26 protein-coding genes and 1 tRNA gene are annotated in these 26,469 nt (G+C 63.1%); 11 read left to right on the top strand and 16 right to left on the bottom strand.

Translation table 11 applies throughout. The features are described from left to right. Nucleotides 1-20: 20 nt before the first annotated feature. Nucleotides 21-242: a hypothetical protein gene (locus ACP151_RS07845; protein ID WP_424978327.1), complete on the top strand. Its 222-nt coding sequence runs from the start codon at nt 21-23 to the stop codon at nt 240-242. Here the strand turns inward: ACP151_RS07845 and ACP151_RS07850 are convergent. Further along, nucleotides 217-1,371, bottom strand: a complete 1,155-nt coding sequence (locus tag ACP151_RS07850) for an MFS transporter (RefSeq protein ID WP_424978328.1) — start codon at nt 1,369-1,371, stop codon at nt 217-219. The two genes, ACP151_RS07845 and ACP151_RS07850, sit on opposite strands and share 26 nt — an antisense overlap. 44 nt (nt 1,372-1,415) lie before the next feature. Between ACP151_RS07850 and ACP151_RS07855 the strand changes: the two genes are divergently transcribed. Continuing rightward, nucleotides 1,416-1,973 carry an Lrp/AsnC family transcriptional regulator gene (locus ACP151_RS07855; RefSeq protein ID WP_424978329.1) on the top strand — a complete coding sequence of 186 codons (558 nt, stop codon included), beginning with the start codon at nt 1,416-1,418 and terminating at the stop codon, nt 1,971-1,973. A gap of 98 nt (nt 1,974-2,071) precedes the next feature. On the opposite strand, the gene ACP151_RS07860 is transcribed toward ACP151_RS07855, so the two are convergent. The 8 genes from ACP151_RS07860 to ACP151_RS07895 form a co-directional block, all read right to left on the bottom strand. Beyond that, on the bottom strand, nt 2,072-3,154 hold the full coding sequence (locus ACP151_RS07860) for a 2'-deoxycytidine 5'-triphosphate deaminase (RefSeq protein ID WP_424978330.1): 1,083 nt from the start codon (nt 3,152-3,154) through the stop codon (nt 2,072-2,074). Between the two features lie 125 nt (nt 3,155-3,279). After that, a tRNA-Pro gene (locus ACP151_RS07865) sits at nt 3,280-3,356 on the bottom strand. Between the two features lie 171 nt (nt 3,357-3,527). Continuing rightward, nucleotides 3,528-5,816 carry a MerR family transcriptional regulator gene (locus ACP151_RS07870; RefSeq protein WP_424978332.1) on the bottom strand — a complete coding sequence of 763 codons (2,289 nt, stop codon included), beginning with the start codon at nt 5,814-5,816 and terminating at the stop codon, nt 3,528-3,530. 15 nt (nt 5,817-5,831) lie between these two features. Continuing rightward, a complete protein-coding gene (ihfA, locus tag ACP151_RS07875) occupies nt 5,832-6,134 on the bottom strand; it encodes an integration host factor subunit alpha (protein WP_008207184.1) in 303 nt (100 codons plus the stop codon). 101 nt (nt 6,135-6,235) lie between these two features. Then, nucleotides 6,236-7,216: a beta-ketoacyl-ACP synthase III gene (locus ACP151_RS07880; RefSeq protein WP_424978334.1), complete on the bottom strand. Its 981-nt coding sequence runs from the start codon at nt 7,214-7,216 to the stop codon at nt 6,236-6,238. A 16-nt stretch (nt 7,217-7,232) separates the two neighbouring features. Beyond that, nucleotides 7,233-8,345, bottom strand: coding sequence for a phosphate acyltransferase PlsX (plsX, locus tag ACP151_RS07885; RefSeq protein ID WP_424978335.1), 1,113 nt, complete (start codon nt 8,343-8,345; stop codon nt 7,233-7,235). 37 nt (nt 8,346-8,382) lie between these two features. Then, entirely contained in the window at nt 8,383-8,589 is a 207-nt protein-coding gene (gene rpmF / locus ACP151_RS07890; RefSeq protein ID WP_008558107.1) for a 50S ribosomal protein L32, read from the bottom strand. 224 nt (nt 8,590-8,813) lie between these two features. Beyond that, nucleotides 8,814-9,350 (bottom strand): YceD family protein, encoded by a 537-nt coding sequence (locus tag ACP151_RS07895; protein WP_424978336.1) that lies wholly within the window; start codon nt 9,348-9,350, stop codon nt 8,814-8,816. A gap of 101 nt (nt 9,351-9,451) precedes the next feature. Between ACP151_RS07895 and ACP151_RS07900 the strand changes: the two genes are divergently transcribed. The 3 genes from ACP151_RS07900 to ACP151_RS07910 all read left to right on the top strand — a co-directional run bounded on the left by ACP151_RS07900 (nt 9,452) and on the right by ACP151_RS07910 (nt 12,617). After that, nucleotides 9,452-9,925 carry an outer membrane protein assembly factor BamE gene (locus ACP151_RS07900; RefSeq protein WP_424978394.1) on the top strand — a complete coding sequence of 158 codons (474 nt, stop codon included), beginning with the start codon at nt 9,452-9,454 and terminating at the stop codon, nt 9,923-9,925. 34 nt (nt 9,926-9,959) lie between these two features. Continuing rightward, nucleotides 9,960-10,736: a GNAT family N-acetyltransferase gene (locus tag ACP151_RS07905; RefSeq protein WP_424978337.1), complete on the top strand. Its 777-nt coding sequence runs from the start codon at nt 9,960-9,962 to the stop codon at nt 10,734-10,736. Nucleotides 10,737-10,808: 72 nt separating this feature from the next. Continuing rightward, nucleotides 10,809-12,617 (top strand): ABC-F family ATP-binding cassette domain-containing protein, encoded by a 1,809-nt coding sequence (locus ACP151_RS07910; RefSeq protein ID WP_424978338.1) that lies wholly within the window; start codon nt 10,809-10,811, stop codon nt 12,615-12,617. Nucleotides 12,618-12,762: 145 nt separating this feature from the next. On the opposite strand, the gene ACP151_RS07915 is transcribed toward ACP151_RS07910, so the two are convergent. The 3 genes from ACP151_RS07915 to ACP151_RS07925 all read right to left on the bottom strand — a co-directional run bounded on the left by ACP151_RS07915 (nt 12,763) and on the right by ACP151_RS07925 (nt 15,370). Then, entirely contained in the window at nt 12,763-13,317 is a 555-nt protein-coding gene (locus ACP151_RS07915; RefSeq protein WP_424978339.1) for a sugar O-acetyltransferase, read from the bottom strand. 282 nt (nt 13,318-13,599) lie between these two features. Then, complete coding sequence (locus tag ACP151_RS07920) at nt 13,600-14,355, bottom strand: SDR family NAD(P)-dependent oxidoreductase (RefSeq protein WP_424978340.1); 756 nt, start codon at nt 14,353-14,355, stop codon at nt 13,600-13,602. A 97-nt stretch (nt 14,356-14,452) separates the two neighbouring features. Beyond that, nucleotides 14,453-15,370 carry a GNAT family N-acetyltransferase gene (locus ACP151_RS07925; protein WP_424978341.1) on the bottom strand — a complete coding sequence of 306 codons (918 nt, stop codon included), beginning with the start codon at nt 15,368-15,370 and terminating at the stop codon, nt 14,453-14,455. Nucleotides 15,371-15,416: 46 nt separating this feature from the next. On the opposite strand from ACP151_RS07925, the gene ACP151_RS07930 reads away from it, so the two are divergent. Further along, the gene (locus ACP151_RS07930; protein WP_424978343.1) at nt 15,417-15,554 is read left to right on the top strand and encodes a hypothetical protein; all 138 of its coding nucleotides are present in this window, start codon (nt 15,417-15,419) and stop codon (nt 15,552-15,554) included. Nucleotides 15,555-15,989: 435 nt separating this feature from the next. On the opposite strand, the gene tyrS is transcribed toward ACP151_RS07930, so the two are convergent. After that, on the bottom strand, nt 15,990-17,246 hold the full coding sequence (tyrS, locus tag ACP151_RS07935; RefSeq protein ID WP_424978344.1) for a tyrosine--tRNA ligase: 1,257 nt from the start codon (nt 17,244-17,246) through the stop codon (nt 15,990-15,992). Nucleotides 17,247-17,388: 142 nt separating this feature from the next. Here tyrS and ACP151_RS07940 point away from each other — a divergent pair, with 142 nt between their 5' ends. Continuing rightward, complete coding sequence (locus tag ACP151_RS07940; RefSeq protein WP_424978345.1) at nt 17,389-18,498, top strand: anhydro-N-acetylmuramic acid kinase; 1,110 nt, start codon at nt 17,389-17,391, stop codon at nt 18,496-18,498. Between the two features lie 96 nt (nt 18,499-18,594). On the opposite strand, the gene ACP151_RS07945 is transcribed toward ACP151_RS07940, so the two are convergent. Together ACP151_RS07945 and ACP151_RS07950 are read right to left on the bottom strand one after the other, a co-directional pair. After that, nucleotides 18,595-19,509, bottom strand: a complete 915-nt coding sequence (locus ACP151_RS07945; protein ID WP_424978346.1) for a fatty acid desaturase — start codon at nt 19,507-19,509, stop codon at nt 18,595-18,597. Nucleotides 19,510-19,555: 46 nt separating this feature from the next. Further along, nucleotides 19,556-19,975 (bottom strand): cupin domain-containing protein, encoded by a 420-nt coding sequence (locus tag ACP151_RS07950; RefSeq protein WP_424978347.1) that lies wholly within the window; start codon nt 19,973-19,975, stop codon nt 19,556-19,558. A 57-nt stretch (nt 19,976-20,032) separates the two neighbouring features. On the opposite strand from ACP151_RS07950, the gene ACP151_RS07955 reads away from it, so the two are divergent. Further along, a complete protein-coding gene (locus ACP151_RS07955; RefSeq protein ID WP_424978348.1) occupies nt 20,033-21,451 on the top strand; it encodes a protein adenylyltransferase SelO in 1,419 nt (472 codons plus the stop codon). Nucleotides 21,452-21,822: 371 nt separating this feature from the next. Here the strand turns inward: ACP151_RS07955 and ACP151_RS07960 are convergent, their stop codons facing one another. Beyond that, entirely contained in the window at nt 21,823-23,136 is a 1,314-nt protein-coding gene (locus ACP151_RS07960) for a DEAD/DEAH box helicase (RefSeq protein ID WP_424978349.1), read from the bottom strand. Nucleotides 23,137-23,481: 345 nt separating this feature from the next. Between ACP151_RS07960 and ACP151_RS07965 the strand changes: the two genes are divergently transcribed. From ACP151_RS07965 to eno, 3 genes are all read left to right on the top strand, one after another. Continuing rightward, nucleotides 23,482-23,895, top strand: coding sequence for a Fur family transcriptional regulator (locus tag ACP151_RS07965; protein ID WP_424978350.1), 414 nt, complete (start codon nt 23,482-23,484; stop codon nt 23,893-23,895). A 193-nt stretch (nt 23,896-24,088) separates the two neighbouring features. Further along, nucleotides 24,089-24,982: a DMT family transporter gene (locus ACP151_RS07970; protein ID WP_424978351.1), complete on the top strand. Its 894-nt coding sequence runs from the start codon at nt 24,089-24,091 to the stop codon at nt 24,980-24,982. A 173-nt stretch (nt 24,983-25,155) separates the two neighbouring features. Then, complete coding sequence (gene eno / locus ACP151_RS07975; protein ID WP_424978352.1) at nt 25,156-26,430, top strand: phosphopyruvate hydratase; 1,275 nt, start codon at nt 25,156-25,158, stop codon at nt 26,428-26,430. Nucleotides 26,431-26,469 lie beyond the last annotated feature (39 nt).

The raw sequence follows: 26,469 nt of genomic DNA on the forward strand, positions 1-26,469 counted from the left end.
GGGCAAAAAAGGATGAAGCCATGAATATCAACTGGATCATCAACATGGTGCTGCGCCGTCTGGTGAGCCGCGCCGTCAATGCCGGTGTGAATGCCGGCATCAACGCTGTTTCCAAACGCAGCAAGCAGCAAGATCACAGGCCTGCGCAGGGCCAAGGCCCGGATCAGGCTCCCCCGCCGCCGCTGCGGCAGACCGGACGCTCGCGCATTCCCCCGGTCAAGCCGGGGCACCGTCAGGGCTGATTTTTCTGCGCTGCAGCCCCAAGGATTCCAGCACTGCACAGGCCGACAGCAGGGCGGAAACAGCAAAGCAGCCAGCCAGCCCCCAGCCTGCATCATAGGTCGCGGCACCGAAAAAGGGGGCCGCAAAGACGCACAGGTACGTCACGGTGCTGAACAGCCCCATAATAGCGCCGCGCTGCTGCGGGTCCAAAAGCGTGACCCGTGCCACAACCAGATTCAAGGCCAGATGCTGGAAGATCCCCCACAGCACCGCGAGGCCCAGAAGCAGCAGATAGCTGTCCGCCCAGACCATCAACAGCAGATAGTTGGCAGTGACGCCCAGAAACACCGGCGGCGTTGCCCGCCCCAGCCCCAGCCGGTCCAGCAGCGGATCCAGCAGCACCGCCAGGCCAAATCCGATGCCATAGAACAATGGCAACAAGCCTGCCTGGGTGGTGCTCTGCCCCAATACTTGGGTGATATGGGCGCCGGTGAAGAAATAGCTGAAGTAAAACCCAAGCATCAGCAGCGCAGTCGCCAGCAGTCCGCGCGCGATCCCCGGCACCCGCAGCGCCGTCAGCGGCGAGGTGGCCTGGCCACTGGGGCGGTCCGCACCGCGCAACCGTGCCGCTGCGCCGCACAGCAGCAGGGCCACGGCTGTCAGCGTGCCATAAACCGCGCGCCAGCCGACCAGGTCGGTGGCCCAGGCGCTGACGCTGACTCCCAGCACCATCGACACCGTCCAGCCCGCCAGCACATATCCCAGCACTCGCGCCTCGCGGCCCTTGGGGGCAATCACCATCGCCAGCGTGTAGATTGAGGGCAGGGCGGCGCCGGCGGCCAGCCCGCACAGCCCCTGCGCCGCCATCAGCCACCAGACATCCGGCGCAGCGGCGCTGGCACCCAGTCCCACCGCCAACAGCAGCAATGCCGCACGCATCAGCCGCCCGGCGCCGATCCGGTCCCCAAGCGGCGCCAGCAGCAGCGCAGCGCCAGCAACCCCCAGCCCATAGGCGCTGGCGGCGCGCATCACCTCTGCTGTGGTGGCATTCAGGGTGTCGCTGACAGCAGTCACCACAGGCGACAGCAGCAGCGAGTTCGCACCAATCACGCCAATGGCGCTCATCAGGATCAGAATCGGGGTTCTCATGGGTTTACCTTGAATAAAATTCAGGTATCCCTGCTATGTGCTGAATGAAGTTCTGTGAAGGGCAGGCGGAAATGGGCAGGGAAAAAACAGATGAGGTTCAGAGAAACGGCGGGGCTGCCCGTGTTCTGGACGCTTTGGACCGAAAGATATTAGGCGCGCTGAGCCAGGACGCGACACGCTCTTATGCCGACATCAGCCGGGAAGTCGGGCTGTCTGCCCCTGCCGTGCATGAAAGGGTCAAGCGTCTGCGTGCATCTGGTGCGATTGAGGCGACCATTGCGCGGCTGAACGGCGCCGCGGTTGGCAAGCCGCTCCTGGCTTTCATCCATGTGGATACAGAGGGCTGGGGGGTGACCAAGGACCTTCTGGCGCTGCAGGACATGCCGGAACTGGAGGAGGTGCACAGCTCTGCCGGCGATACCAACCTGATCCTCAAGGTGCGCGTCGCCTCGCCCAAGGCACTGGCAGGGGTGCTTGCGCGGGTCTATGCGGTCGGCTGCGTGCGTGCCACCCGCACCTATACGGTGCTGTCCACCCATCTGGACAGGCCAGTGCAGGCGGGCACAACAGGGGAGCTGGCAGACGGCGGCCCGGTGATTTAACCGATCCTCCGCCGGTTCGCCCCGTCAAACATTGGGTGCGCTTGCGGCGCAAGAGGCAGGCACGCCGGTCCTGCTGGCGGGCGGGCGCTGCTCCAGCGTTATCCGGCAGGCGCCTTGAAATGCTTGGACAGTTTCAACCCCTGGCCCTGATAGTTAGAGGCAATTCCGGCGCCATACAGCTGCTCCGGCACCTCGGCCATCTTCTCATAGACCAGACGCCCAACCACCTGGCCATGCTCCAGCACAAAAGGCGCCTCGTGGCAGCGCACCTCCAGCACCCCGCGGGAGCCTGCGCCGCCCGCGGCGTCATGGCCGAAACCGGGGTCGAAGAACCCGGCATAATGCACCCGGAATTCGCCGACCATGGCCAGATAGGGCGCCATTTCGGCGGCATAGGCGGGCGGGATATGCACTGCCTCGCGGCTCACCAGAATGTAAAAAGCGCCGGGATCGAGGATGATGCGGCCGTCTTTGGTGCGCACCTCCTCCCAATATTCCTGCGGGTCGTATTCGCCGATCCGGTCCAGATCGATGACGCCGGTGTGCGGCTTGGCGCGATAGCCGACCAGATCACTGCCGGGCAGCTTGAGGTCGACGGAAAAGCCCAGCCCGTCCTCAATCACCGCCGCGCCGTCAACCAGCGGCGAGCCTGCGTGCAGCATCTTCAACTCGGCATCCGACAGCACCGCCTGCCCGGTGCGGAACCGGATCTGGTTCAGACGCATGCCCGGGCGCACCAGCACCGAAAACGACCGCGGGCAGATCTCCGCATAGAGCGGGCCGGTGTAGCCGGGTTTGATACGGTCAAACTCCTCGCCGCCGTCGGTGATGGTGCGTGTCAGAAGGTCCAGCCGCCCGGTGGAGCTTTTGGCATTGGCAACCGCGGACACATCGCCGGGCAAAGCCAGGCTTTCCATCAGCGGCACCACATAGACGCAGCCCTTTTCCAGCACCGCGCCATTGCGCAGGTCGATCCGGTGCATCTCGAACTCGGTCAGCCGGTCGGAAACACTGCGACCCTGGCCGGTCAGGAACGAGGCACGCACCCGGTAGGCCACATTGCCCAAACGCAGGTCAAGGCTGGCGGGTTGTACCTGGCCCTCCACCAGCGGAGTGCTGACGGTGATGTCGCCGCGTTCCAGCATCTTTTCAATGGTTTGGCTGGGCAATACGCCTGTCATGTCCTGTCCCCCTCGGTGCCGTCCGTGCGGCGATGCTGGCCGAATTGGCCTCGCTGCGCAATCGTCAAAGCCCTGCGCAGGATACGAAAACGCCCGGGTGCGCGAACACCCGGGCGTTTTTCATATGGTCGGGCTAGCAGGACTCGAACCTGCGACCTTCCGTCCCCCAGACGGACGCGCTACCAGGCTGCGCCATAGCCCGTTGCAAAGCCTTCTAACCGTTTTCGCGGCAGGGGCAAGAGGGGGTGGAAAGATTTTTTACCGCCCCGCAGAGAAATTCCACAGCTGCAAGCCTTTGCCGCACATGCGGTGGACGGCATCTGTTTTGCGAACCGGAATGCGCGCCAAATTCCGGTTCTGCAGGGGCAGAAGGTCAGGGTCTGCTCTGAACCAGCGCCCGCAGCTCTTCGACGCAGGCAGCAAGCCCTGCATGGGCCTGCGGCGGCACGCTGCGCGTTTCAGCCAGCAACGCCAATATTCCGGGCCGCACCGCAGCCGGGGCTGCAGGCTCTGCCTCCGCAAAGGCCGCTGCCGCAGGGGCAGTGCTTTCCTCCAGGGCAACTGGCTCTGGTTCCTCAAGCGGGGCTGCAGGTGGGGGAGAGAATTCCTCCAGAGCAGCGGGCGCCGCCTCCGCCGGCTCTGCGAGAACCGTTTCAGGTTCTGTGTTCGGCAGGGCTGCGGCTTCTGCCACGGCATCGGGCTGCTGGTCCTGCGGTGGCTCTGGCAGGGGCGATTCTTCTTCTCCGCCGTCGTTGTGGCCGCTGGAAAACTCCAGGGCGTCGACCGGCGGTGCGGCTTCATCAAGGTCATGGGGCGGGAAGGCTGCTGCCGGATCGGGGGAAAACTCCGGTTCGGGCACCGGTTCCGGCGCTGCACCGGTTTCCTGCGCGGCTGCGGAAAAATCCAGCGGGTCTTCTGACGTCATGCCAGCAGCGGCAATCAGCGTATCTTCTGACGGTTCCGAGGCTGTCAGAGGGGCTGAGTCCGCAACTGCCGGAGCCGTTTCAGCAGAAGCCGGTGCCAATTCTTCTTCCAGAGCGTCCGCAGCAGCATGGGAAACATCATCCTCTGCAGGTTCTGCAAACGCAGGCTCTGGCGTCTGGCCCAGATCTTCGGCGGCTTCTGCGATTTCGGCAGCGGCAGCGATTTCCGGCTCAGGCAGGTGCTCCTCTGCCGTCAGCGGGGCCGTTTCTTCTGCCGCCGCGGTCGGCGAAGGGGGCTCGGTGTGCGGTGCAGAGGGTAAAACATGCTCCGTATCCGCAGCTGGTTCCGCTGTGGTCTCATGAACGTGCTCCGGGGTTTCAAGAGCGTGCTCTGGGCTTTCCGAAAGAGCCTCTGCGGTTTCCGGCGTTTCGACCGGCGCATCGGCAAAGGTGGACAGCGGCTCATCCGGTCCTGCCTCAGGCACAAGCTCAGGCTCGGGCACAGGTTCAGGCGCTGGTTCTGCTTCATGTTCCGTCAGATGGGCGGCGGGCTGCGCCTCCGGGGCCGGTTGCATCTCTGCAGCAGAGGGCAGGGCAAAGAGATCCTTGGACCCCTCTGCGGGTTCCTCTGCGAGGTCTTCTTCAGCAAAAGCGGGGGGCGCGGCCGAATCTAGGGGCACAAAGCCGGCATCCGGCTCAGCCGGTGCTGCTTCGGCGGTTTCCAGGGCCTGTTCCACCTCAGTTTCCAGCTGTGTGTTCTCGGTCGGGTGATTTTCCAGTGCGCTGTCTGCAGTCTGTCCGCTGGCGTCTGCCTCCGCTGCAGGGTCCGCGGACATTTCCAGAGTGCCGGGCAGGCTGGCGGCCTCAGGCACAGGTTCTGCCTCTTGCACGGGTTCGGCTTCTAGCAGGGGTTCCACCTCTTGCGCGGGTTCAGCCTCTTGCACGGGTTCGGCCCCTTGCACGGGTTCGACCTCTTGCACGGGTTCGACCTCTTGCACGGGTTCGACTTCTTGCACGGGTTCGGCCCCTTGCACGGGCTCGGCGCCTTGTACGGGGTCAGCCCTTTGTACGGGTTCGGCCCTTTGCGCAGGATCGGCCCTTTGCACAGGTTCGGCAGGAGCGGAGGCAGGTGCAGGCGATGCTGACTCTGTGCCGAAAGAAGGCACTGCCGTATCAGCTGCGTTGCCGTCCAAGGGCGGGGGCGCCAGGTCCATCCGACTTTGCGGCGTGGGCGCGGCTTCGGTCCGGGGCGCGGCAGGGGCAGATTCGGGGCGAGAGGATGCCGCAGCAGGCGGCTGGGGCCCGGCATCTGCACCGGCAGACTGCGGGAAACCCACGACATTGCTGTCTTCGGGGGCCTCTTCCTCGACCGCGTCTGCGGCCAGTTCCAGCGACTGCTGCCAATTTTCGCCCATCTTGTCCGCAGGCGGCGGGGCTTTTGCAGCAGGCTGCTCTACTTCGCCGTCCAAAGGATGCGAGAGACTGGCGACATGGGCGATGCCCAGTTCGCGCAGCATGGCCTGCACTTCCTTGATCGACATGCCGTCATCATGCAGCAGCTTTCGAATCCCGCCCAGAAGCTGCATGTCCGCAGGCCGGTAATAGCGCCGCCCGCCGGCGCGCTTCACAGGTTTGACCTGGGTGAATTTGCTTTCCCAGAAGCGCAAGACATGCGCCTGTACGTCCAACCATCCCGCGACCTCGCTGATGGTGCGGAAAGCGTCCGGTGATTTCGACATGGCTAATTGGTCCCGTTACTTACGGTTGCCGTCTGCCACGCGGTCCTTCATCAGATGGGAGGGCCGAAAGGTCAGCACGCGGCGCGGCTGGATCGGCACTTCTTCGCCTGTTTTCGGGTTGCGCCCGACCCTGGCTGATTTGTCCCTTACGCTGAAGGTGCCGAACGAGGAGATCTTCACCTGTTCACCGCGCACCAGGGCATCCGACATATGCTGCAGCATGCTTTCCACCAGCTGTGCGCTTTCATTGCGCGACAGGCCGACTTCCCGGAAAACCGCTTCACTCAAATCCATTCGTGTCAGTGTTTTTTCGCCCATACCAATCCCCGTTGTTTGCCAAAGCATAGGGCGCGGGGAATTTCCCTGTCAATATCAATGAATTGCACGGGGGTATTCGGGCGAAAAATAGGGTTGGGCAGTTACCAGCGCACAACAACGGCGCCCCAGGCCAAGCCGCCGCCGATGGCCTCAGTCACGATCAGATCGCCGTCCTTGATCTGGCCACGTTCCTTGCCGACCGACAGGGCCAGCGGAATGGAGGCGGCGGAGGTATTGCCGTGATCCTGCACAGTTACCACCACATTGTCCATGCTGAGCCCCATTTTCTTGGCGGTGCCCTGAATAATGCGGATGTTGGCCTGATGCGGCACGATCCAATCGACATCCGCAGCCGAGAGCCCGGCGCGGTCCAGCGCGGTGTTGGCGGTGGAGGCGAGCTTTTCGACCGCGTGGCGGAACACCTGGTTGCCCTGCATTCGCAGATGGCCGGTGGATTGGGTGGCAGAGACGCCGCCGTCCACATAGAGCAGATCCTTGTAACGGCCGTCCGAATTGAGATCGGTTGACAGGATGCCGCGGTCGGTATTAGCGCCGGGCTGCTCCTGCGCTTCCAGCAGCAACGCGCCGGCCCCGTCGCCAAACAGCACACAGGTGCCGCGGTCGGTCCAGTCCATGATCCGGCTGAAGGTTTCGGCTCCGATCACCATAACCCGGTTTGCCTGCCCAGAGGCAATCAGCGCACTGGCGTTGGCAAGTGCATAGACAAAACCGGCGCAAACGGCCTGCACGTCAAAGGCAAAGCCGTTGGTCATGCCCAGTTTCGCCTGCACCATGGTGGCGGCAGAGGGGAAGGTGAGATCCGGGGTGGAGGTTGCGACGATGATGGCGTCCACATCACCCGTGGTCAGGCCCGCGTCCGCCAAGGCGCGTGCCGCTGCCTTGGCTGCCATATCCGAAGTGGTTTCGCCTTCGGCGGCGAAATGGCGGCGTTCGATGCCAGAGCGGGTGCGAATCCATTCATCCGATGTCTCCAGCTCCGGCATGGCTTCGAATTCCGCGTTTTCAACCACCCGTTCGGGAAGATAGTGTCCTGTGCCAACAACTACCGCGCGTCGCGTCATCCGTCTGCCTGCCTATTTAGTCTTTTTCGGTGGCCGCCCGCAGGTCGCGGGAAGCTGTATTATCTTGGGTATGCGCGCCGACAGATGCAACCCGCGCGGCCAGTTTTTCAGCGAACCCGTGCTCTGCCAGCCGGAAGGCCAGCTTGACTGCGGCTGAAACGCCCATGGCGTCGGCGCCGCCGTGGGATTTCACCACGGTGCCGTTCAGCCCCAGGAACACGCCACCGTTGACCCGCCGCGGGTCCATCCGCTTGGACAGACGCTTGAGCGAGGTCATCGCCAGCAGCGCGGCAATCTTTGACAGGAAGGAATATTCAAAGGCTTCCTTCAGCGCGGTGCGCATCAGGCTGGCGGTGCCTTCGCCGGTCTTGATCGCGACATTTCCGGTGAAACCATCGGTGACGATCACATCGGCAATATCGCCGGGAATATCGCTGCCTTCGACAAAGCCGACGAATTCGAAACCGGATTTTTCCGCGTTTTCCGAAATCAGCGCAAAGGCCTCTTTCAATTCCGTACGGCCCTTGTGTTCTTCGGTGCCCACGTTCAGCAGGCCAACGCGGGGCTGGCTGATGTCCATCGAATTGCGCACGTAGGACGTGCCCATCAGGGCGTATTGCAGCAGGTCCTCTGCATCCGCCTTCACGTCGGCGCCGACATCCAGCATGACATTGAAGCCTTGCGGGTTCAGCGAGGGCCAGAGGATCGCAATGGCCGGGCGGTTGACCCCCGGCAGCTTGCGCAGGCGCAGCATGCTGAGCGCCATCAACGCACCGGTGTTGCCGCAGGAGACCGCGCCTGCCGCTTCGCCGTTCTTGACCGCGTCAAGGGCCGACCACATTGAGGTGCCCTTGCCGTTGCGCATCACCTGAGAGGGTTTGTCCTCCATGGTGACCACATCATGCACATCGCGAATCTCAACCCGGCCCTGGAGCGCGTGTTTCTTGGCGACCAGCGGGGCCAGCTGGTCAGCGGGCCCGTGCAGAATGAAGCTGATGTCGGGGTTCCGCGCTGCGGACATAGCAATGCCGGCCACCACAACAGCGGGGCCGGCGTCTCCGCCCATGGCGTCAACAGAAATAGTGATGCGGCCGGCTTCTGCCTGAATGTGATCGGGTTTACCCGTCATGCGAAAGCCTGCCTGGCATCAGGATCCTGTCCGTGGCTTATGCCGCGTCCTCATCGATCTCGATCTCGTCTGCAGCTGCGACGATTTCTTTGTCGTCATAGTGGCCGCAGGAGGGGCATACGTGGTGCGGGCGCTTCAGCTCGCCGCAGTTGCCGCATTCGTTCGGGTTCGCAGCAACCAGTGCATCGTGCGCGCGGCGGTTGTTGCGGCGCGATTTGGATACTTTGTTCTGTTGGACGGCCATGTCTCAACCTTTGTCTGTTTGGGCCTTGGGGCCATCCCCGCGGCGCGATTGCATTCTGTTCGATCAGTCTGACGTGCGTTTAGGCGTCTGCCCAAGCATTGTCCAACCAAAAATTCCGATGAGCGCGCGAAAATACTGCGAATCTCCGCTGGCGCAAGCTGTTTTTTAGGGCAGGCAGGGCAGCGGCGCCAGAGGTGATTTTCTGCGCTGCAATAATTCTGTGCTCAGCCCTCATCTTTCAGCTGGTTGCGCAGGGCGGCAAGGCCGGCAAAGGGGCGGGTGTCCTCGTCACGCATGGGCTGCACGCCATCTTCGGCAAAAACGGCCTCGCCGAGCTCAGCACCGTCTTTGCGCGGGTATGCGGGAATATGCAGCGCCAGCGCCTCGGCCATCACTGCGGCAGGGTCGATGTGGCTGCCCAGCGGTTCGATGTTGTCATCCTCGGGCATTTCGACCTCGGCGCCTTCGGGTGTTTCGAGCCGGGCCAGGTAGGTTAGGGTGACGTCTTGATCAATGCGGGTGGTCACCGGTTCCAGCGTCACCACGCAGTCCTGAACCACTGTGGCGCCCAGTCGGCCGGTCAGTGTCCAGTCTTTCTTGCCCTTTGCCTTGATATCGCCAGTGAAGCGCATTTTGCGCAAAGCATTCACCCCCATTTCCTGCGCCAAAGCGGCCAGGGCGCCCTTATCCGGGGTGATTTCAAAGGCAGTCGGGGCGTTTTGCGGAAGGTCCGCCACCCGCAAAGCGGTGCTGTCAGACATAATCGGGGACTTTCGTTTCTTGAACCGGAGGCGGTCATTAGGTAATCGGGTTGAAAGACGTATTCAAGCCGCCGCTCATGGCGGCACGCTGGGGGTCAGTCATGGTTGCAAAGGCATTTCACTTCAAGGCCGTTCTGCGCGGCGCTGTATTTGCGGCAGCGGGGCTGGCTCTGGCAGCCTGCACCTCTGTCTACCGCAAGCACGGCTATGTGCCCGCGCCGTCGCTGCTGGCCGAAGTGGTTCCGGGCATCGACACCAGGGATTCGGTTGCCGAGACCGTCGGCATCCCGTCTTCGACCGGTGTGTTGAACGAAAGCGGCTATTATTATGTCGCCACCCGTTTCCGCCACTACGGCGCCAAGGCGCCGCAGCCGGTGGCGCGTGATCTGGTGGCAATCAGTTTCGACACCTCAGGCGTGGTGCAGGCGATCGAGCGCTTCAGCCTGGAAGACGGCAAGGTGGTGCCGTTGGAGCGGCGCGTGACCAGCTCTGGCGTGCAGGACAACACCTTCCTGCGGCAGCTTTTGGGCAATCTGGGCAACTTTGCTCCGGGCCAGCTGCTGAACAACGAATAACCTGGCTTCACTGGCAGGCCGCAGCGCCTATGGTATGGGCCGGGCCTGTAAGCTGGAGGCCGCCGTGGCGGGATCTGAAATATTGTTGAGCAAGGGGCGCTATCGCGCCCGGCTTGCCGTGGGTGCCGCGGATGTATCCGCAGCGCAAACCCTGCGGACGCTGTGTTTCCGGACTGGCGGCCTGGACAGCGACCCCTTTGACAGCCTGTGTTCCCATGTTCTGGTAGAGGAAACTGCCAGCAACACACTGGTCTGCTGCTTCCGGCTGCTGCTGATACACAGCGGCGCGGCGCTGGCGCAGAGCTATTCGGCCCAGTTTTATGATCTGTCGCCGCTGCAGGCGTTTGAGGGGCGGATGGCGGAGCTGGGGCGCTTTTGCAGTCATCCGGATTGGCAAGAGCCTGACATTCTGCGTATCGCCTGGGGGGCGATGACGGGGCTTGTTGACGGGCAGGGGGTGCGGATGCTGTTTGGCTGCTCCTCGTTTGCGGGCACCGCTGCCGCCCCCTATCAGGATGCGTTTGAACTGCTGCGGCAGCGTCACCTGGCGCCTGGGCAGTGGCGTCCAAAGGTGAAGGCGCCAGAGGTGGTCCGCTTTGCAGATGCGCCTGCGCGATCCGTGGAGGCAAAGTCGGCGATGCAGATGATTCCGCCCTTGCTGCGAACCTATCTGGGGATGGGGGGCTGGGTTAGCGATCATGCCGTTGTCGACCGGCAGATGAATACGCTGCATGTGTTCACCGGGCTGGAAATCGGCGCCATCCCAGAGTCCCGCAAACGGCTGCTGCGGGCGGTGGCCGGAACGGCCTGAGTATTCTTGCAAAGAAGAAAAAGACGAAGATGCGGCGTTGACGCGATTTTGCCGCCGGGGTAGCTGGCTGGCATGGCACGTATTCCTCTTTTACAGATGTCCGGCATTTCCCTGACCTTCGGGGGTAATCCGATTTTCGCAGATCTTGATCTGGTGGTGCAGCCCGGCGACCGGGTGGCGCTGGTGGGCCGCAACGGATCGGGAAAATCCACGCTGATGAAAGTGATGGCGGGGATCGTCGAGGCCGATCAGGGCTCGATCGTGGTGCCGCCGGGCAAATCCGTGGGCTATATGGAGCAGGATCCGCAGATGACGGGGTTTGCAACGCTGGGCGATTTTGCGGCCAGCGCGCTGGACCCCGGTGAAATGTACAAGGTTGAGCGTGCAGGCGAAGGGCTGAAGTTCGACCCGGCGCGGCCGGTGGAAACCGCCTCGGGCGGGGAGCGGCGGCGTGCGGCACTGGCCAAGCTGATGGCCGAGGCGCCCGACCTGATGCTGCTGGATGAGCCGACCAACCATCTGGACATCGAAGCGATCACCTGGCTGGAAAACGAGTTAAAAGCCACGCGCGCGGGTTTTGTGCTGATCTCCCACGACCGGGCGTTCCTGCGGGCACTGACCCGCGCCACCCTGTGGGTGGACCGCGGCGAGGTGCGGCGGCAGGAAAAGGGGTTTGAGCATTTTGAAGCCTGGCGCGACAAACTGTGGGACGAAGAAGACCAGCAGCGCCACAAGCTGAACCGGCTGATCAAGTCGGAGAGCCGCTGGGCGGTTGAGGGCATTTCGGCCCGGCGCAAGCGCAATATGGGCCGGGTGCGGGCGCTGCAGGATCTGAAGGCGGACCGCGCGGGCCAGATCAAACGACAGGGCGCTGCCGAGATGGCGCTGGACGCAGGCCCCAAGTCGGGCCGCAAGGTGATCGAGGCGGAGGATCTCAGCAAGGCGTTCGACGGCAAGCCGATTGTGCAGAACTTCTCTCTGAAGGTGCAGCGCGGCGACCGGGTGGCCTTTGTCGGCCCCAATGGCGCCGGCAAGACCACGCTGTTGAAAATGCTTTTGGGCCTGGAGCAGCCGGATGCTGGCAGTGTGAAACTGGGCACCAATCTGGAAATCGCACTGTTCGACCAGACCCGCGACCAGCTGGATGGCAATGCGACCCTGTGGGAAAACCTGACCGCCGATCCTTTGCTGGGGATTTCCGGCAAGGCGGATCAGGTGATGGTGCGCGGCCAGCCGAAACATGTGGTGGGCTATCTAAAGGAATTCCTGTTCGACGAGCGCCAGGCGCGGGCACCCGTGCGGTCTTTGTCGGGCGGGGAAAAGGCGCGGCTGCTCTTGGCGCGGCTGATGGCGCGGTCCTCGAACCTGCTGGTTTTGGATGAACCGACCAATGATCTGGACGTGGAGACGCTGGACCTGCTGCAGGAGCTTCTGGACAATTACGACGGCACTGTTCTGCTGGTGAGCCACGACCGGGATTTCCTGGACCGGGTGGCGACCATGACCATTGCGATGGAAGGCGGCGGCAGGGCCACCGCCTATGCCGGCGGCTGGAGCGATTACCTTGCGCAGCGCGGGCCCCTGGAGACGGCAGCAAAGCCTGAGAAAGTAAAGGCGGCCAAGCCGAAGGTGAAGCAGGAGAGCCAGCCCAGGGACAGTCTCAGCTTCAAGGAGAAGCACCGGCTGGAGGCGCTGCCCGCAGAGATCGAGCGGCTGGAGGCGGAGATCGGCAAGCTGCAGGAGCTGATGAGCGATCCGGAGCTATTCTCCCGCGAGCCGGTCAAGTTCAAGAAGGCCACCGAGGCGCTGGTGGAGCGGCAGGAAAAGCTGGCTGCTGCCGAAGAGGAATGGCTGGAGCTGGTGGAAAAGGCCGAGGGCTGACGCCCTTGCTTTGGGTACGTCAGTACCGCTGACCCATTGTTTCGCGCGCGAAACAATGGGTCAAGGTTCCTTCCGTAAGTCTTTGTAATTTTTCAATGAATCATAACGGGACGTAAATGCGGCGCGCGCCCGGTTTGCAGTTTGATCACCTTTGGCGCGGGCGGGCGGGATTGCCGGTGACTGTTGCGCCTGCGGCCACGTCGCGTGTGACCACTGAACCGGCCCCCACAATCGCACCATCGCCGATGGTGACGCCGGGCAGCAGGATGGCGCCGCCGCCGATCCAGACGTCCCGGCCAAGGGTGACGGGACAGGCGATCTCCAGCCCCTTTGCCCGCAACTCTCTGTCTTTGTGGTGCTGGGCACAATAGATCTGCACATTCGGTCCCAGCATGGTGCCATCGCCGATGGTGACGGGCGCGGTGTCCAGAATGGTGCAGCCGGCGTTCATGTAGACGTTGCGGCCCAGGTGGATGTTGATGCCATAGGCGCAGTGAAACGGTGCCTCGATCAGGCAGTTTTCGCCGTGATCTGCAAAGAGCGCTGCCAGCGCCGGGCTGAGCTGTTCCGCCGGATCAGGGGGCGCCCCATTGTGCCGCTGCACCGCCACACGGGCTTGATGGCGCAACGCCGCCAGTTCGCTGTCCAGGCAACAGTACCATTCGCCCGCCTGCATTTTCTGCCGTTCGGATGTGCTCATCGGGGCCTCCTGGCCAGGAGTGAAGGGCGGGGTGAGCGGATTGTCAATTGCCGCAGCGCTCCCGCGCCCGCAGGTGCCCTGGCTGCGCCAAGGCGCCTTTGTGCGGCCTTGGGCCGTGCGTTGCTGCGCAACGCAGAGTTTTCTGTTGAGCCGCGCTGCAGGGGCAGGTTTGCCCTGAAGGCATTGAACCCACTGGGTGATCCGCTGAGGCCGCATCAAGGGGAGATGGGGCAAGCGCTGCCGCTCATCAGGTGATCTTGGCCTGCTCTCGGCGGGAAGGGCCTAGCGCATGCGCAGGGCGCCGTCGATGCGGATGACGTCGCCGTTCAGATAGCCCATCTCGACGATGAAACCGGCCAGTCGGCCGTATTCGCGGGGGTCGCCCAGACGTGCCGGGTTTGGAACATCGGCAGCCAGCTGCTGCTGCACCTCCTGCGGCAGCCCGGCCAGCATAGGGGTCATGAAAATGCCGGGGGCGATGGTCATCACCCGGATGCCGGAGGCGGCGAGATCCCGCGCCATCGGCAGGCACATGCCAGCCACCCCACCCTTGGAGGCGGCATAGGCGGCCTGGCCTTTTTGCCCGTCGAAGGCGGCGATGGAGGCGGTGTTGATGATCACGCCGCGGGCGTTGTCTTTGTCGGGTTGGTTCTTGGCGATTTCGAGGGCGGCGAGACGGGCGACGTTGAAGGTGCCGACCAGGTTGATGTCGATTGTGCGTTTGTAGGCATCCAGCGGATGGGCGCCCTCTTTGCCTATGGTCTTGGCGCCGATTGCGATGCCTGCGCAGTTCACACAGGCGGTGATCCTGCCCATCTTAGCCACGGCATGCGCAATGGCAGCAGACACGGAGTCCTCGCTGGTGACATCGGTCTGGGCGAAATGCCCGCCGATTTCTGTCGCCACCTGGGGGCCGCGTTCGGCATCGCGGTCCAGAATGGTGACCTGAGCGCCTTGTTCGGCAAAGTAGCGCGCGGTGGCTTCCCCCAGGCCGGAGGCGCCGCCGGTGATCACGGCTGCAGTGTCTGCAAGTTTCATGGACGGAGGCCTCCTGGTTATATGAACAATTGTTCATATAGTGCGGGCAGAATGCAGCTGTCCAGCGGGACGGGGCGTCGCACCTGCCAAAATCCGGTCAGCTGTTCATCAGTCGGCGGTCCAGCCAGGACAGCGGGCGCAAGAGGCGCCCCAGCGGCTGCCACAATCCCCAGGTGCCGCCCAGCCGGTGCAGTTTTGCCCCTGTGCCAAGTTTGAAGCGGGCAAGGCCGGGCGCATCCTCGGTATTGATGAGGCCGAGATCCAGACGGCTGACGCCTTTGGAGGCGAGCCAGTTTGCCGCTTCCCACAACAGCAGCGGATGGGCGCTGAGCTGTTTGCCGCGGGCGGTGGTGTGGGCAATGTGGTATGTGGCGGTGCTGCCATGGGTCAGGATCAGGGTGGCGGCCACGGGTTCCTTGCCCTCAAACGCCTGGAACAATTTGGCCTGGCCCTTGTTTTCGCGCCCATAGGCGAGGGTGAGGCCAATGGGCCAGCTGCGGTAGCCGCGCAGCGTTTGCTGTTTGGCATCGGCCTGAAACAGCCAGTGGCGCACATCATGGGGCAGGTTCTGCCGGGTGAGGCGCAGGGGTTGCGCTTCGCCATGCTTCAGCCGGTTGCGCCATTTCTGGTGCAGCGCGGCACGGCGCTGTCCGGCGTCCTGGCTAAGATCCCAGAGCGCGGCATGCGCAGGGGTGGTCAGCGGCACCGCACCACAGAGGGCAAGCTGCGGTGCAGGGGTTTCCGGCGACAGGATCAGCGGGGACCGGTGCAGGCCGCTGCTGCGCAGGGCAGTGATCAGAGGGGCAGGGTCCGATAGATCCGCACGGTTGACCATCATCAGCCGCAGCCCGCCGGGCAGGCGGCGCTGCAGTACCAGCGTGCCGTCCAGGGTCACAGGATCCTGTCCGCAGGCCATCAGAGCGCGGGCAAACTCCGGCGATTGCTGAAGCGCGCGGGGCTGAGGGTGTGCGGTTTCCATCGGGGCGGGTTCAGAGGCTGGGGCGCTGTCAAACATGAATCCATTAACGGGCTGGAAACCTAATTCATGGTTAATTTCCGCCATGAAGACAGCAAAACGGATCATGGGGCAGGCGGCTGCGGCGCCAAGGATGACCAAGGCGGCGGCCTTGCTGATTGCCATCGGGCTGTCGCTGCCGGTGTTTTTGGTACTGACGCTGCTGGACGCAGTGTTTTTCTAATGCCGCAGCGCTCCCGCGCCCGCAGGTGCATTGGCAGAGCCAATTGAACCTTGGCGGCCTTGGGCCGGGCGCCGCTGCGCGGCGCGCTGCTGCGCAGCAGATTGCGTGCTGTGATGCACTTTGGGAGGAGAACTGCCCCCAAAGCGCCTGTTCCAGCATATTCCGAACATTCCCGCCTCAAGGGCAAACCGCGCTGCGCACGGCCGTATGCGCGGCCCTTGACCACGGCCGTATGCGTGGCCCTTGATCCGCGGTCGGCCTGGCAGAAGCCGATAGCCGGGGAGCGCCACAGCGCCGCGCGTCAGCGCGGCGCCACGCCCAACCATGACGCCCCATCTGTGATGGGGCTGGAATGGGCGGGAGCATCTGATGGGATGAAATGGCATGAAAAAGGGGAGCGCCGCGGCTCCCCTTTGCTGCGGTGTGGCCGGCGGATCAGCCGTCCAGTTTTACCAGCGCGTGGCGCTTCTTGCCGGCGCTCAGCTTGATCGGGGACGACAGCGCGCCTGCGTCGATCATCAGGCCTGCGTCGGTCAGCGGCTGGTCGTCGATCCGCGCACCGTTCTCGGAAATCAGTCGTTTGGCGTCCTTGCCGGATTTGGCAAGGCCGGATTTGACGATCAGCTGCACGATCGAAATGCCGTCGCCCAGATCGGCCGATGTCAGCGACAGCGTGGGCAGATCATCGCCCACGCCGCCCTTCTCGAACACTTCGCGCGCAGTCGCTTCCGCCGCAGCCGCAGCCTCTGCGCCGTGGCAGAGGGTTGTGACCTCATTGGCCAGGATCACCTTGGCGGCGTTCACTTCAGACCCTGCCAGCGCGCCGAGGCGTTCGCATTCGTCCACCGGCAGCTCGGTATAGAGCTTCAGGAAGCGGCCGACGTCAGCGTCGGTGGTGTTGCGCCAGAACTGCCAGAACTCATAAGGGCTGCGCATCTCGGCGTTGAGCCAGACAGCACCATCCTGCGATTTGCCCATCTTCTTGCCGTCCGATGTGGTCAGCAGTGGAGAGGTGAGGCCGTAGACCTCATGCTCGATGGTGCGGCGTGTCAGATCGATGCCGTTGACGATATTGCCCCATTGATCCGAGCCACCCATCTGCAGGATGCAGCCATAGCGGCGGTTCAGCTCCATGAAGTCATAGGCCTGCAGGATCATGTAGTTGAATTCGAGGAACGACAGCGACTGCTCGCGGTCGAGGCGGGATTTCACGGACTCAAATGACAGCATCCGGTTGACCGAGAAATGGCGACCGATGTCGCGCAGGAACTCCAGGTAGTTCAAGCCGTCCAGCCATTCGGCATTGTTCAGCATCAGCGCCTTGTTCGGCGCGTCGGTGTCATAGTCGATATAGGCCGAAAACACCTTCTTGATGCCGGCGATATTGTCGTCGATCTGGGCTTCGGTCAGCAGCGGGCGTTCGTCGGCGCGGAAAGATGGGTCGCCCACCTTGGTGGTGCCGCCGCCCATCAGGGTGATAGGCTGATGGCCGGTCTTCTGGAACCAGCGCAACATCATGATCTGGATCAGCGAGCCGACATGCAGAGATTTCGCTGTGGCGTCAAAGCCGATATAGGCCGGGCGCACACCGCTGATCAGGGCGTCATCCAGGCCCTGGTAATCGGTGCAGTCCGCGAGGAACCCGCGTTCCATCATGACTGCGATGAAATCCGATTTCGGTGTGTAGGTCATAACATGCCTCGGTCTATGGTTTTGCACCATGCCCTATAAATCGCATTGGCGCTGGTTGGAACCTGTTTTCCCGGCAAATTATGCGCTGTAGTATCCTGTACAACGGGCGGCACGGCCCGAAACCTATGAAGGGGCAGCGGCCATGAGCAAGGCCATCGGAAAAACCGGCGCCGTCCGGGCATTGGGCGCGATGAGCGGCACCTCGCTGGACGGGGTCGACGCAGCCATGGTGGTGACTGACGGGAATTGCATCCATAGTTTTGGCAAAAGCAGCTACCGTGAGTATTCGGCCGAAGAACGCAGCGTCCTGCGCGCGGGCCTCGGCAAATGGACCGGACCGGAGGTCGCGGCCGCAGCAGACGTTTGCGACACAGCGCATGCGGCAGCGCTGGCAGCGTTCCGGGATGCGGAGATTATCGGCTTTCACGGCCAGACCCTGGCCCATGCTCCGCGGCAGCGGGGAACGCTGCAGGTGGGGGACGGGGCGGCTTTGGCTGCGGCATTGGGCAAACCGGTAGTCTGGGATTTCCGCACTGACGATGTGGCGATGGGCGGCGAAGGCGCGCCGCTGGCGCCGTTCTTTCACTTTGCCTGTGCGAAGTACATTGGTGCGCAAAACCCTTTGTGTTTCCTGAACTTGGGCGGGGTCGGCAATATCACCTATGTGGACCCGCAGTATCAACACCCGGAGGAGCCGGGGGCGCTTTTGGCTTTTGACACCGGTCCTGCCAACGCGCCGGTCAATGATCTGATGCAGGAGCGCCTGGGCATTCCCTGGGACGCGGATGGCAAGGTGGCCAAGACCGGCACCGTGGAAACCGGCGCGCTGGAGCTGTTTCTGGCCGAGCCCTATTTCGCAAGAATGCCGCCCAAGTCGCTGGACCGGAACGATTTTGCAGAAATGGTCACTCTGGTGAACGAGCTGAGCGATGCGGATGCGGCGGCCACTTTGACGGCGATGTGCGCGGCGTCGGTTGCGCAGGGCATGCAGCATTGCCCGGAGCCGCCGGAGGTGGTCCTGGTCACGGGTGGCGGGCGCCGAAATCCGGTTCTGATGGAGATGCTGCAGGTGTCGCTTGACTGCCCGGTGAAGCCCATCGAAGACGCTGGCCTGGACGGCGACATGCTGGAAGCGCAGGCCTTTGCCCATCTGGCGGTGCGGGTGGCGCGCGGCCTGCCGACCTCGGCGCCGGGAACCACGGGTGTCCGCGCCTGTGTCGGCGGCGGGGTGGTGAGCGTGCCGGAGAAATAGGCCGGGGCCAAAGTTCAACGGGCAGGAAAACGAGCAGGAAACTGCGACGTTTCTTGCCAAGTTTCTTCGAAGAAATTTGCGGGCTCTGTTGGTGGTTCAGCGTGTCAGCTGCTTCATATAGTTTGCTGTGAACTCTCTATACCCGTTCGACGTCGACTTGAGATGATCTTGTGTGATTGCGTGGAAGGCAGGCAGCTGGTGGAAGGGCACATTGGGGAAGGCATGATGTTCGGCGTGGTAGGGCATGTTCCAGGCCAGAAACCGCACCAGCCGGGTGGTAAAGGTGGTGCGGGAGTTTTCCAGCATATTGGCAACTGGCGGACAGAGGCCGTGTTCTGCCAGCAGATAGGCGCGCAGGGCTGGCTGGCCGATCAGCAGCGGCACGATCCACAGCCACAGCACCAGGAGGGAGACCAGCAGGCTCAGCAGGGCGGCGGCGTAGACCGCCAGCAGCAGCCGGGCTTCCAGCCGCATGTCCGCGTGGCGGCGCTCCGGCAGATAGGGCGCGGTGATGGTGCCAAAGGCGTTGCGCCAGATGGTCTGGGCCACGCCTTTCCAGTACCCCCAGCCGCTGAGGTATTTAATCCACGAACCAAGTGTTTCAGGCCGTCCGCCCTGTTCCAGCTCTGGATCGCGTTTGGGGTCGTTGGTGAATTTGTGATGCGCCAGATGAAAATAGCGGAACCAGACAAAGGGCAGGGCAATCGCCAGGGCGCAGATATGGCCTGCGGCCTCATTCATCCAGGCGCTGCGGAACGGGGTTTTGTGGGTGCACTCGTGGCTGAGCGTGAACAGGAAGACCAGCAGCACCCCCTGCGGCAGCATCAGCAGCGGCCAGTAAGGCAGTTGCAGGGCAATGCCGACGGTACAGGCTGCCAGCGCCGCAAGATACAGCGCAAGATGCCGGAGGCCGACTGCGTCGGAACGGGCGGTCAGCGCTGCCTTGGTTTCAGGCGGCAGCGATTTGACGAGGCCCGTGTGATCCAGGCTGTGATCCCTTTGCGCAGACATTTGGACAGCCTGGTCCAGTAAGGGGATTCGCCGCAAGGCGGAAATTTCAGCTGCGCGGGATGTCGAAACCGGGAGGGGCGAGTTCAAAGCCTTCGAATTGAAAACCCGGCGAGACGGTGCAGCTGACCAACGTATAGGCGCCAGTCGTGCGGGCAGCCTGCCAGTGGCCCATGGGCACGATCAGCTGCGGCGCGCCCTTGGTCAGGTCCGGGGTCAGCAGGTGGTCCTGTGCCGGTCCGGCATCGGTTGCTGCCATCGACAGCACCAGCGGTGCGCCGGCGTGGTAGAGCCAGATCTCGGCGGCATCCACACGGTGCCAGTGGCTGTGCTCGCCCTCTGTCAAAAGAAAGTAGATACAGGTGCCTGCGGCCCGTCCTTCATTCTCGGCGCGCCAGGTTTCCTTGTACCAGCCGCCTTCGGGATGCGGCTGCAAGCCAAGATGGGCAATGATCTGATCTGCATTCATATCTGCTCTGCCTGTTTTGGTGCTGGTAAATCTCTATCCCGGTCATATGTTTGGGCCATGACATTCACGATCCCCTTTGACAACACCTATGCCGCCCTGCCGGGGCAGTTCTACTCCAAATTGCCGCCGCAGGCGGTGACGGCGCCGCGGCTGGCGGCATTCAACGAGGATCTGGCGCGGATCATGGGAATCACGCCCGGTGACGCCGGGGAAATGGCGCAGGTGTTTGGCGGCAATCTGGTGCCTGAAGGGGCTGATCCGCTGGCGCAGCTTTACGCCGGGCATCAGTTCGGCACCTATAATCCACAGCTGGGTGATGGCCGTGCAATCCTGCTGGGAGAGGTTCTGGGGGTCGACGGCAAACGCCGGGATATCCAGCTGAAGGGCGCGGGGCGCACGCCATATTCCCGCAATGGTGACGGCCGGGCCTGGCTGGGGCCGGTGTTGCGGGAATATGTTGTCAGCGAGGCGATGCACGCGCTTGGCATACCCACCACCCGGGCGCTGGCGGCGGTGGAAACCGGCGAGACCGTGTGGCGCGAGGGCGGGTTGCCCGGTGCGGTGCTGGCAAGGGTGGCGGCGAGCCATCTGCGGGTCGGCAGCTTCCAGATCTTTGCGGCGCGCGGCGACAAGGCCAGCCTGCGGCAGCTGACGGATTATGCCATTGCCCGCCATTTCCCGGAGGCAGATGGCCCGATGGGATTGCTGCGCGCAGTGCGCGATGCGCAGTCGGAGCTGATCGCGGCCTGGATGTCTGTGGGTTTCATCCACGGGGTGATGAACACTGACAATTCCTCAATCCCGGGCGAAACTATCGATTACGGGCCTTGCGCCTTCATGGATGATTACCATCCGCACAGGGTGTTTTCCTCGATCGACCGCGGGCGGCGCTATGCCTATGCCAATCAGCCGTCCATTGCGGTGTGGAATCTGGCGCAGCTGGCCACGGCGCTGATCCAGCAGATGGATGACCCGGAGGCAGGTGTCGAAGAGGCAACAGAAATCGTCCATGCCATGCCTGCGCGCACCGAAGAGGCCTGGCTGAGCCGGTTCCGGGCAAAACTCGGGATCAGCGCGGCAGGGGATGGCGATCTGGAGCTGGTGACCGGCCTGCTGGAACGGATGGCAGAGAACCAAAGCGATTTTACCAATACATTCCGGGCGTTGGCGGATGGCACCGCGCGGGATCAGTTCACCGATCCGGCGGCCTTTGATACTTGGGCGCCGGACTGGCAGGCCCGGCTGGAAGGCGCGCCGGACCCGCAGGCCGTGATGCGCAGCGCCAACCCGGCTTTCATCCCGCGCAATCACCGGATCGAAGAGATGATTGCCGCTGCGGTTGCCGGAGATTACGCGCTGTTCAACAAGTTGAACAGGGTGTTGGCAAAGCCTTTTGAGGATCAGCCGGAACATGCCGACCTGCAGCGCCCGCCATTGCCGCAAGAAGTGGTGCAGGCGACCTTCTGCGGCACTTGATCCTGTTTCGCGCCGTTCCGGCGGGAAAACCCGGTTGTGCCAGAGGCTGCTGCCGCCGCAGTATGGGGCATGGGGTGCAAAAAGCCCGTCCAGCGCATATGGCTTCTGATCATGTGCCGGTCCGGGCGGATTTGCGGGCTGTGTGAGACTGGAAGCGCTCCCGCACCCGCAGGTGCTCAGGCTGCGCCTGATACCCCTTGGCGGCTTTGGGCCAGGCGCTGCTGCGCAGCGCAGTTTTTGCTGAGAGGCGGCTAAGGGCAGGTTTGCCCTTAGGCGCCAATTCCAGTGTTTATGTACTGCTCAGCGTCAAGGATGAACAGCGCTGACGCGCTGCGGCTTTGCCGTCCTTGACCCCGAGCAGCACGGCAGGCTTAGCGTGCGCGCTGTTTCTGGCCGCGGCGCTGAGAGGCGCCGTCCTGTCCGCCCTGGGGTTTGCCCTGGCCGCCGTTGCCGCCGCCGCCACGGCGGCGCTGGCCGCCGGGTTTGCCGCCGCCGCGGCGTCCGCCGGGACGGCCGCCCGGTTTGCCAGCGGGCGCTGCCGGATCCGGCATCGCTTCCCACGGGCGACCCGAGGCGGTGGGGATGGTGAGTTTCATCACCTTCTGGATCGCTTTCAGCTCGTCCATCTCATCCGGCGCGCAGAAAGCCACTGCCTGGCCGTCCTTGCCTGCGCGGGCGGTACGGCCAATGCGGTGGACATAGGCGTCCGGCACATTCGGCAGCTCGTAGTTGTAGACGTATTTCACATCCGGAATATCCAGCCCGCGCGCCGCCACATCTGTGGCCACCAGCACTTTGATCTCACCGGCCTTGAAGGCCGACAAAGCCCGCTCGCGCTGGCCCTGGGATTTGTTGCCATGGATGGCTGCGGCCGCAAAGCCCGCCTTTTCCAGCGTCTTCATCAGCTTTTCCATGCCCCATTTGGTGCGGCCGAAGACCAGCGTGCGTTCATCCTTGTGATCGCCCAGCAGCTCTTTCAGCAAGTTCAGCTTTTCCGCTTTGGCGATGAAATGAACCGACTGGGTGACCTTGTCTGCGGCCTTGCCCGGGGGCGAAACTTCGATCCGGACCGGGCTTTGCAGGTAGGAGTTGGCGATCTCGTTCATCTGCTTGGGCATGGTGGCCGAGAACAGCATGGTCTGGCGCTCGGCGGGGATCAGCGCCGCGATTTTGCGCAGGGTGTGGATGAAGCCGAGGTCCAGCATCTGGTCGGCCTCGTCCAGCACCAGGAAGTCACAGGAGCCAAGGTCCAGCGCGCCGCGGTCCAGGATATCAATGAGGCGGCCCGGGGTGGCGACCAGGATATCGGTGCCCTTGGCGATGCGCGAGATCTGCGGATTGATGGACACACCGCCCACCACCAGCCCGACCTTCATCGGGGTGCCCTCGGTCAGGCCTTTCAGCGTATCTGCGATCTGGTTGGCCAGTTCGCGGGTCGGTGCCAGCACCAGGCCGCGCACGGTATGGGCGGCGGGCTTGCGGCCGTATTCCAGCATCCGCGCGATCAGCGGCACGCCGAAAGCGGCGGTTTTGCCAGTGCCGGTCTGCGCCAGCCCCAGCACGTCCTGGCCGTTCAGCGCATGCGGAATGGCGCGGGCCTGGATCGGGGTCGGGTCATTGAGGCCCAGGTCTTTGAGGCGGTTCAGGAGCTTTTCAGGAAGCCCCATGGTCGAAAATTCAGTCACGTATCGTCCTTTCACAGCCCTGCATTCAGCACGGGCCGGATCCGCTGATGCACAGCGGGTTCATGCGGGGCAGGGACCTCGGGCGCACGCTGGCCGGATGCCAGGCCGCTGGCCTCTGCAATCCCCACGCGTGATTTTGGGAATGGCGGCATATCACTTGACCCCGGTATTGGTTGCGCCTGCGGCGCGGCCGGTCTTGGTCTCTGCTCACGCGGCAGGGAGGGATGCCTGTGCGCCAAATGGCTGTGGATAAGCTGTTTGTCAACCTTCGTTCGGGGTGAAAAGTCTGTTTTCGCCGCAGATTGCATCCTTTAAAGAGGAAGATCAGAACACCGTGAGGAAGAAATGCAAAAGACGATTATCGCCCGCTGCGAGACCAAAGGGCTGCGCATGACCGGCCAGCGCCGGGTGATTGCGCAGGTGCTGCAGGACAGCGATGATCACCCGGATGTCGAGGAGCTGTATGCCCGCGCCAGCGCCATGGATGCAGGCATTTCGATCGCCACGGTTTATCGCACTGTGAAGCTGTTCGAAGAGGCAGGTATTCTGGAGCGGCTGGAGTTCGGCGACGGGCGGGCCCGCTATGAGGACGCAGAACGCGAGCATCACGACCATCTGATCGACATGAATACCGGTGAAGTGATCGAGTTCTGTGACCCGGACATCGAGGAATTGCAGGAGCGGATTGCCCGCAAGCTGGGGTATGAGCTGCGCGGCCATAAGCTGGAGCTTTACGGGGTGCCAGCCAAGAAAGGCTGACAAGCTCTGTTAGCGCCCGGTGTTTGCCACCTGGTCACCTGTCAGAGGCCCGACACTTCACAGATTTTGATATATATGCGCACGTCTTGTCATGGGGCAGGGTCGGAAACGGAGTTGCCCGCGCCCCGGGTGTGATGTTGTGTGCCGGGATGGCCCGGCATCTGCCGGTCTGCACTGATTGGGGCGCGCAATTATGAACAACCTGCACGGCATTCTGCTGGTCATCGCCTCGATGGCCTTTTTCACGCTGGAAGACATGTTCATCAAGCGGCTGTCCAGCACATTGCCGGTGGGGCAGATCCTGATCTTGCTGGGCATCGGCAGCGGGCTGGTCTTTGCGGTGATGGCGCGGATGCAGGGGCACCGCCTGTTTGCCCCGCGCTCCTGGCGGCTGCGGCCGGTGCTGCGGGCGGCGACTGAGGCGGTCTCTGCGATGGGCTTTGCCTCTGCGCTGGCGCTGGTCGACATCTCGGTGGTGGCAGCGGTGTTTCAGGCAACGCCGCTGGTGATCACCATGGGGGCGGCGCTGTTTCTGGGGGAACAGGTTGGCTGGCGGCGCTGGCTGGCGATTTGCGTCGGCTTTGCCGGTGTGCTGCTGATCATCCGGCCGGGGCTGGACAGTTTTGAACCTGCCGCACTGCTGGTGGTGATCGCGGTGCTGGGGGTTGCCACGCGGGATCTGATGACCCGGGTCATGGACAGTGCGGTGCCGTCTTCCATTGTCAGCTTTCAGGCGTTCCTGGCAGTCATCCCGGCGGGGCTGCTGCTGCTGGTCTTCACACCAGGCGAGGTGCAGGTGATGGAGCAGAACGAATACCTGATGATGGCAGGCGGGGTGCTGTTCGGAGTTCTGGGCTATTACGGCATTGTCATTGCGATGCGGGTCGGGGATGCTTCGGCGGTGACGCCGTTTCGCTATACAAGGCTGCTGTTTTCAATCCTGGCAGGCATGCTGGTTTTCGGCGAGCGGCCTGATGCGCTGACGCTGACAGGTGCTGCGCTTATTATCGGATCAGGTCTTTATACCTTTGTGCGCGAGCAGCGGCTGGCGCGCCGCGCCCGCCGCGAAGCGGTTGCTGCGGCCTGACGTCCCGGTTCGCGGAAAAGCTCTGCCTGTTGGCGCAAACAGCGCCTTGTTAGCCCTAACCTGCCGCTTTTATGCGTGTTAGCGATAACGATGCCGGTTTACTTTCCGGCACCGGCTGGTATGACGCTGGCAACCCAATGCGCCGCTTTCCGGCACCACATAAGGATGGACAGATGAGCACCATTATCGACATTCACGCCCGCGAGATTCTCGACAGCCGGGGCAACCCGACGGTTGAGGTCGACGTGATCCTGGAAGACGGCACCATGGGCCGCGCAGCCGTGCCGTCGGGCGCATCGACCGGGGCTTATGAGGCGGTGGAAAAGCGTGATGGTGACAAATCCCGTTATCTGGGCAAAGGCGTGCTGGAGGCGGTCGCCGCGGTAAACGGTGAGATCGCCGAAGAGCTGGCCGGTTTTGACGCCACCGAGCAGGTCGCGGTCGATCAGGCGATGATCGAACTGGATGGCACCGAAAACAAGGGCCGCCTGGGCGCCAATGCCATTCTGGGTGTTTCCATGGCCGTGGCCAAGGCCGCCGCTGATTTCACCACCCAGCCGCTTTACCGTTACATTGGCGGCACTTCGGCCCGTGTGCTGCCGGTGCCGATGATGAACATCATCAACGGCGGCGAGCATGCCGACAATCCGATCGACATTCAGGAATTCATGATCATGCCGGTCGCTGCGGACAACATCCGCGAAGCCGTACGCATGGGCTCCGAGGTGTTCCACACCCTGAAGAAAGAGCTGTCGGCCGCAGGTCTTTCCACCGGCATCGGCGACGAGGGCGGCTTTGCCCCCAACATCGGCTCCTCCCGCGAGGCGCTGGACTTTATCCTGAAGTCCATTGAAAAGGCAGGCTATAAGCCGGGTGAAGAGATCTATCTGGCGCTGGATTGCGCGGCGACTGAATACTACAAGGACGGCAAATACGTTCTGGCGGGTGAGGGCAAGAGCCTGACCTCTGAGGAAAACGCCGACTATCTGGCGGCGCTGGTCAACGACTATCCGATCATCTCGATCGAAGACGGCATGTCCGAAGACGACTGGGACGGCTGGAAGCTGCTGACCGACAAGATCGGCAATTCTGTTCAGCTGGTGGGCGACGACCTGTTCGTGACCAACCCGGCACGTTTGGCCGATGGTATCGAGCGCGGCGTCGCCAACTCGATGCTGGTGAAGGTGAACCAGATCGGCTCTCTGACCGAGACGCTGAAGGCCGTCGATATGGCGCACCGCGCCCGCTACACCAACGTGATGTCGCACCGCTCTGGCGAGACCGAGGATGCCACCATTGCCGACCTGGCCGTGGCCACCAACTGTGGCCAGATCAAGACCGGCTCGCTGGCGCGTTCGGACCGGCTGGCGAAATACAACCAGCTGATCCGTATCGAGGAAGCATTGGGCGAAGTGGCCGAATACGCGGGCCGTTCGATCCTGAAGTGAGGCGCGGAAGATAGGCTAAGGAGAGGGTGGGTGTTTGAC

It is taken from the genome of Leisingera sp. S232, from assembly GCF_049800895.1.
Classification (GTDB): Bacteria; Pseudomonadota; Alphaproteobacteria; order Rhodobacterales; family Rhodobacteraceae; genus Leisingera.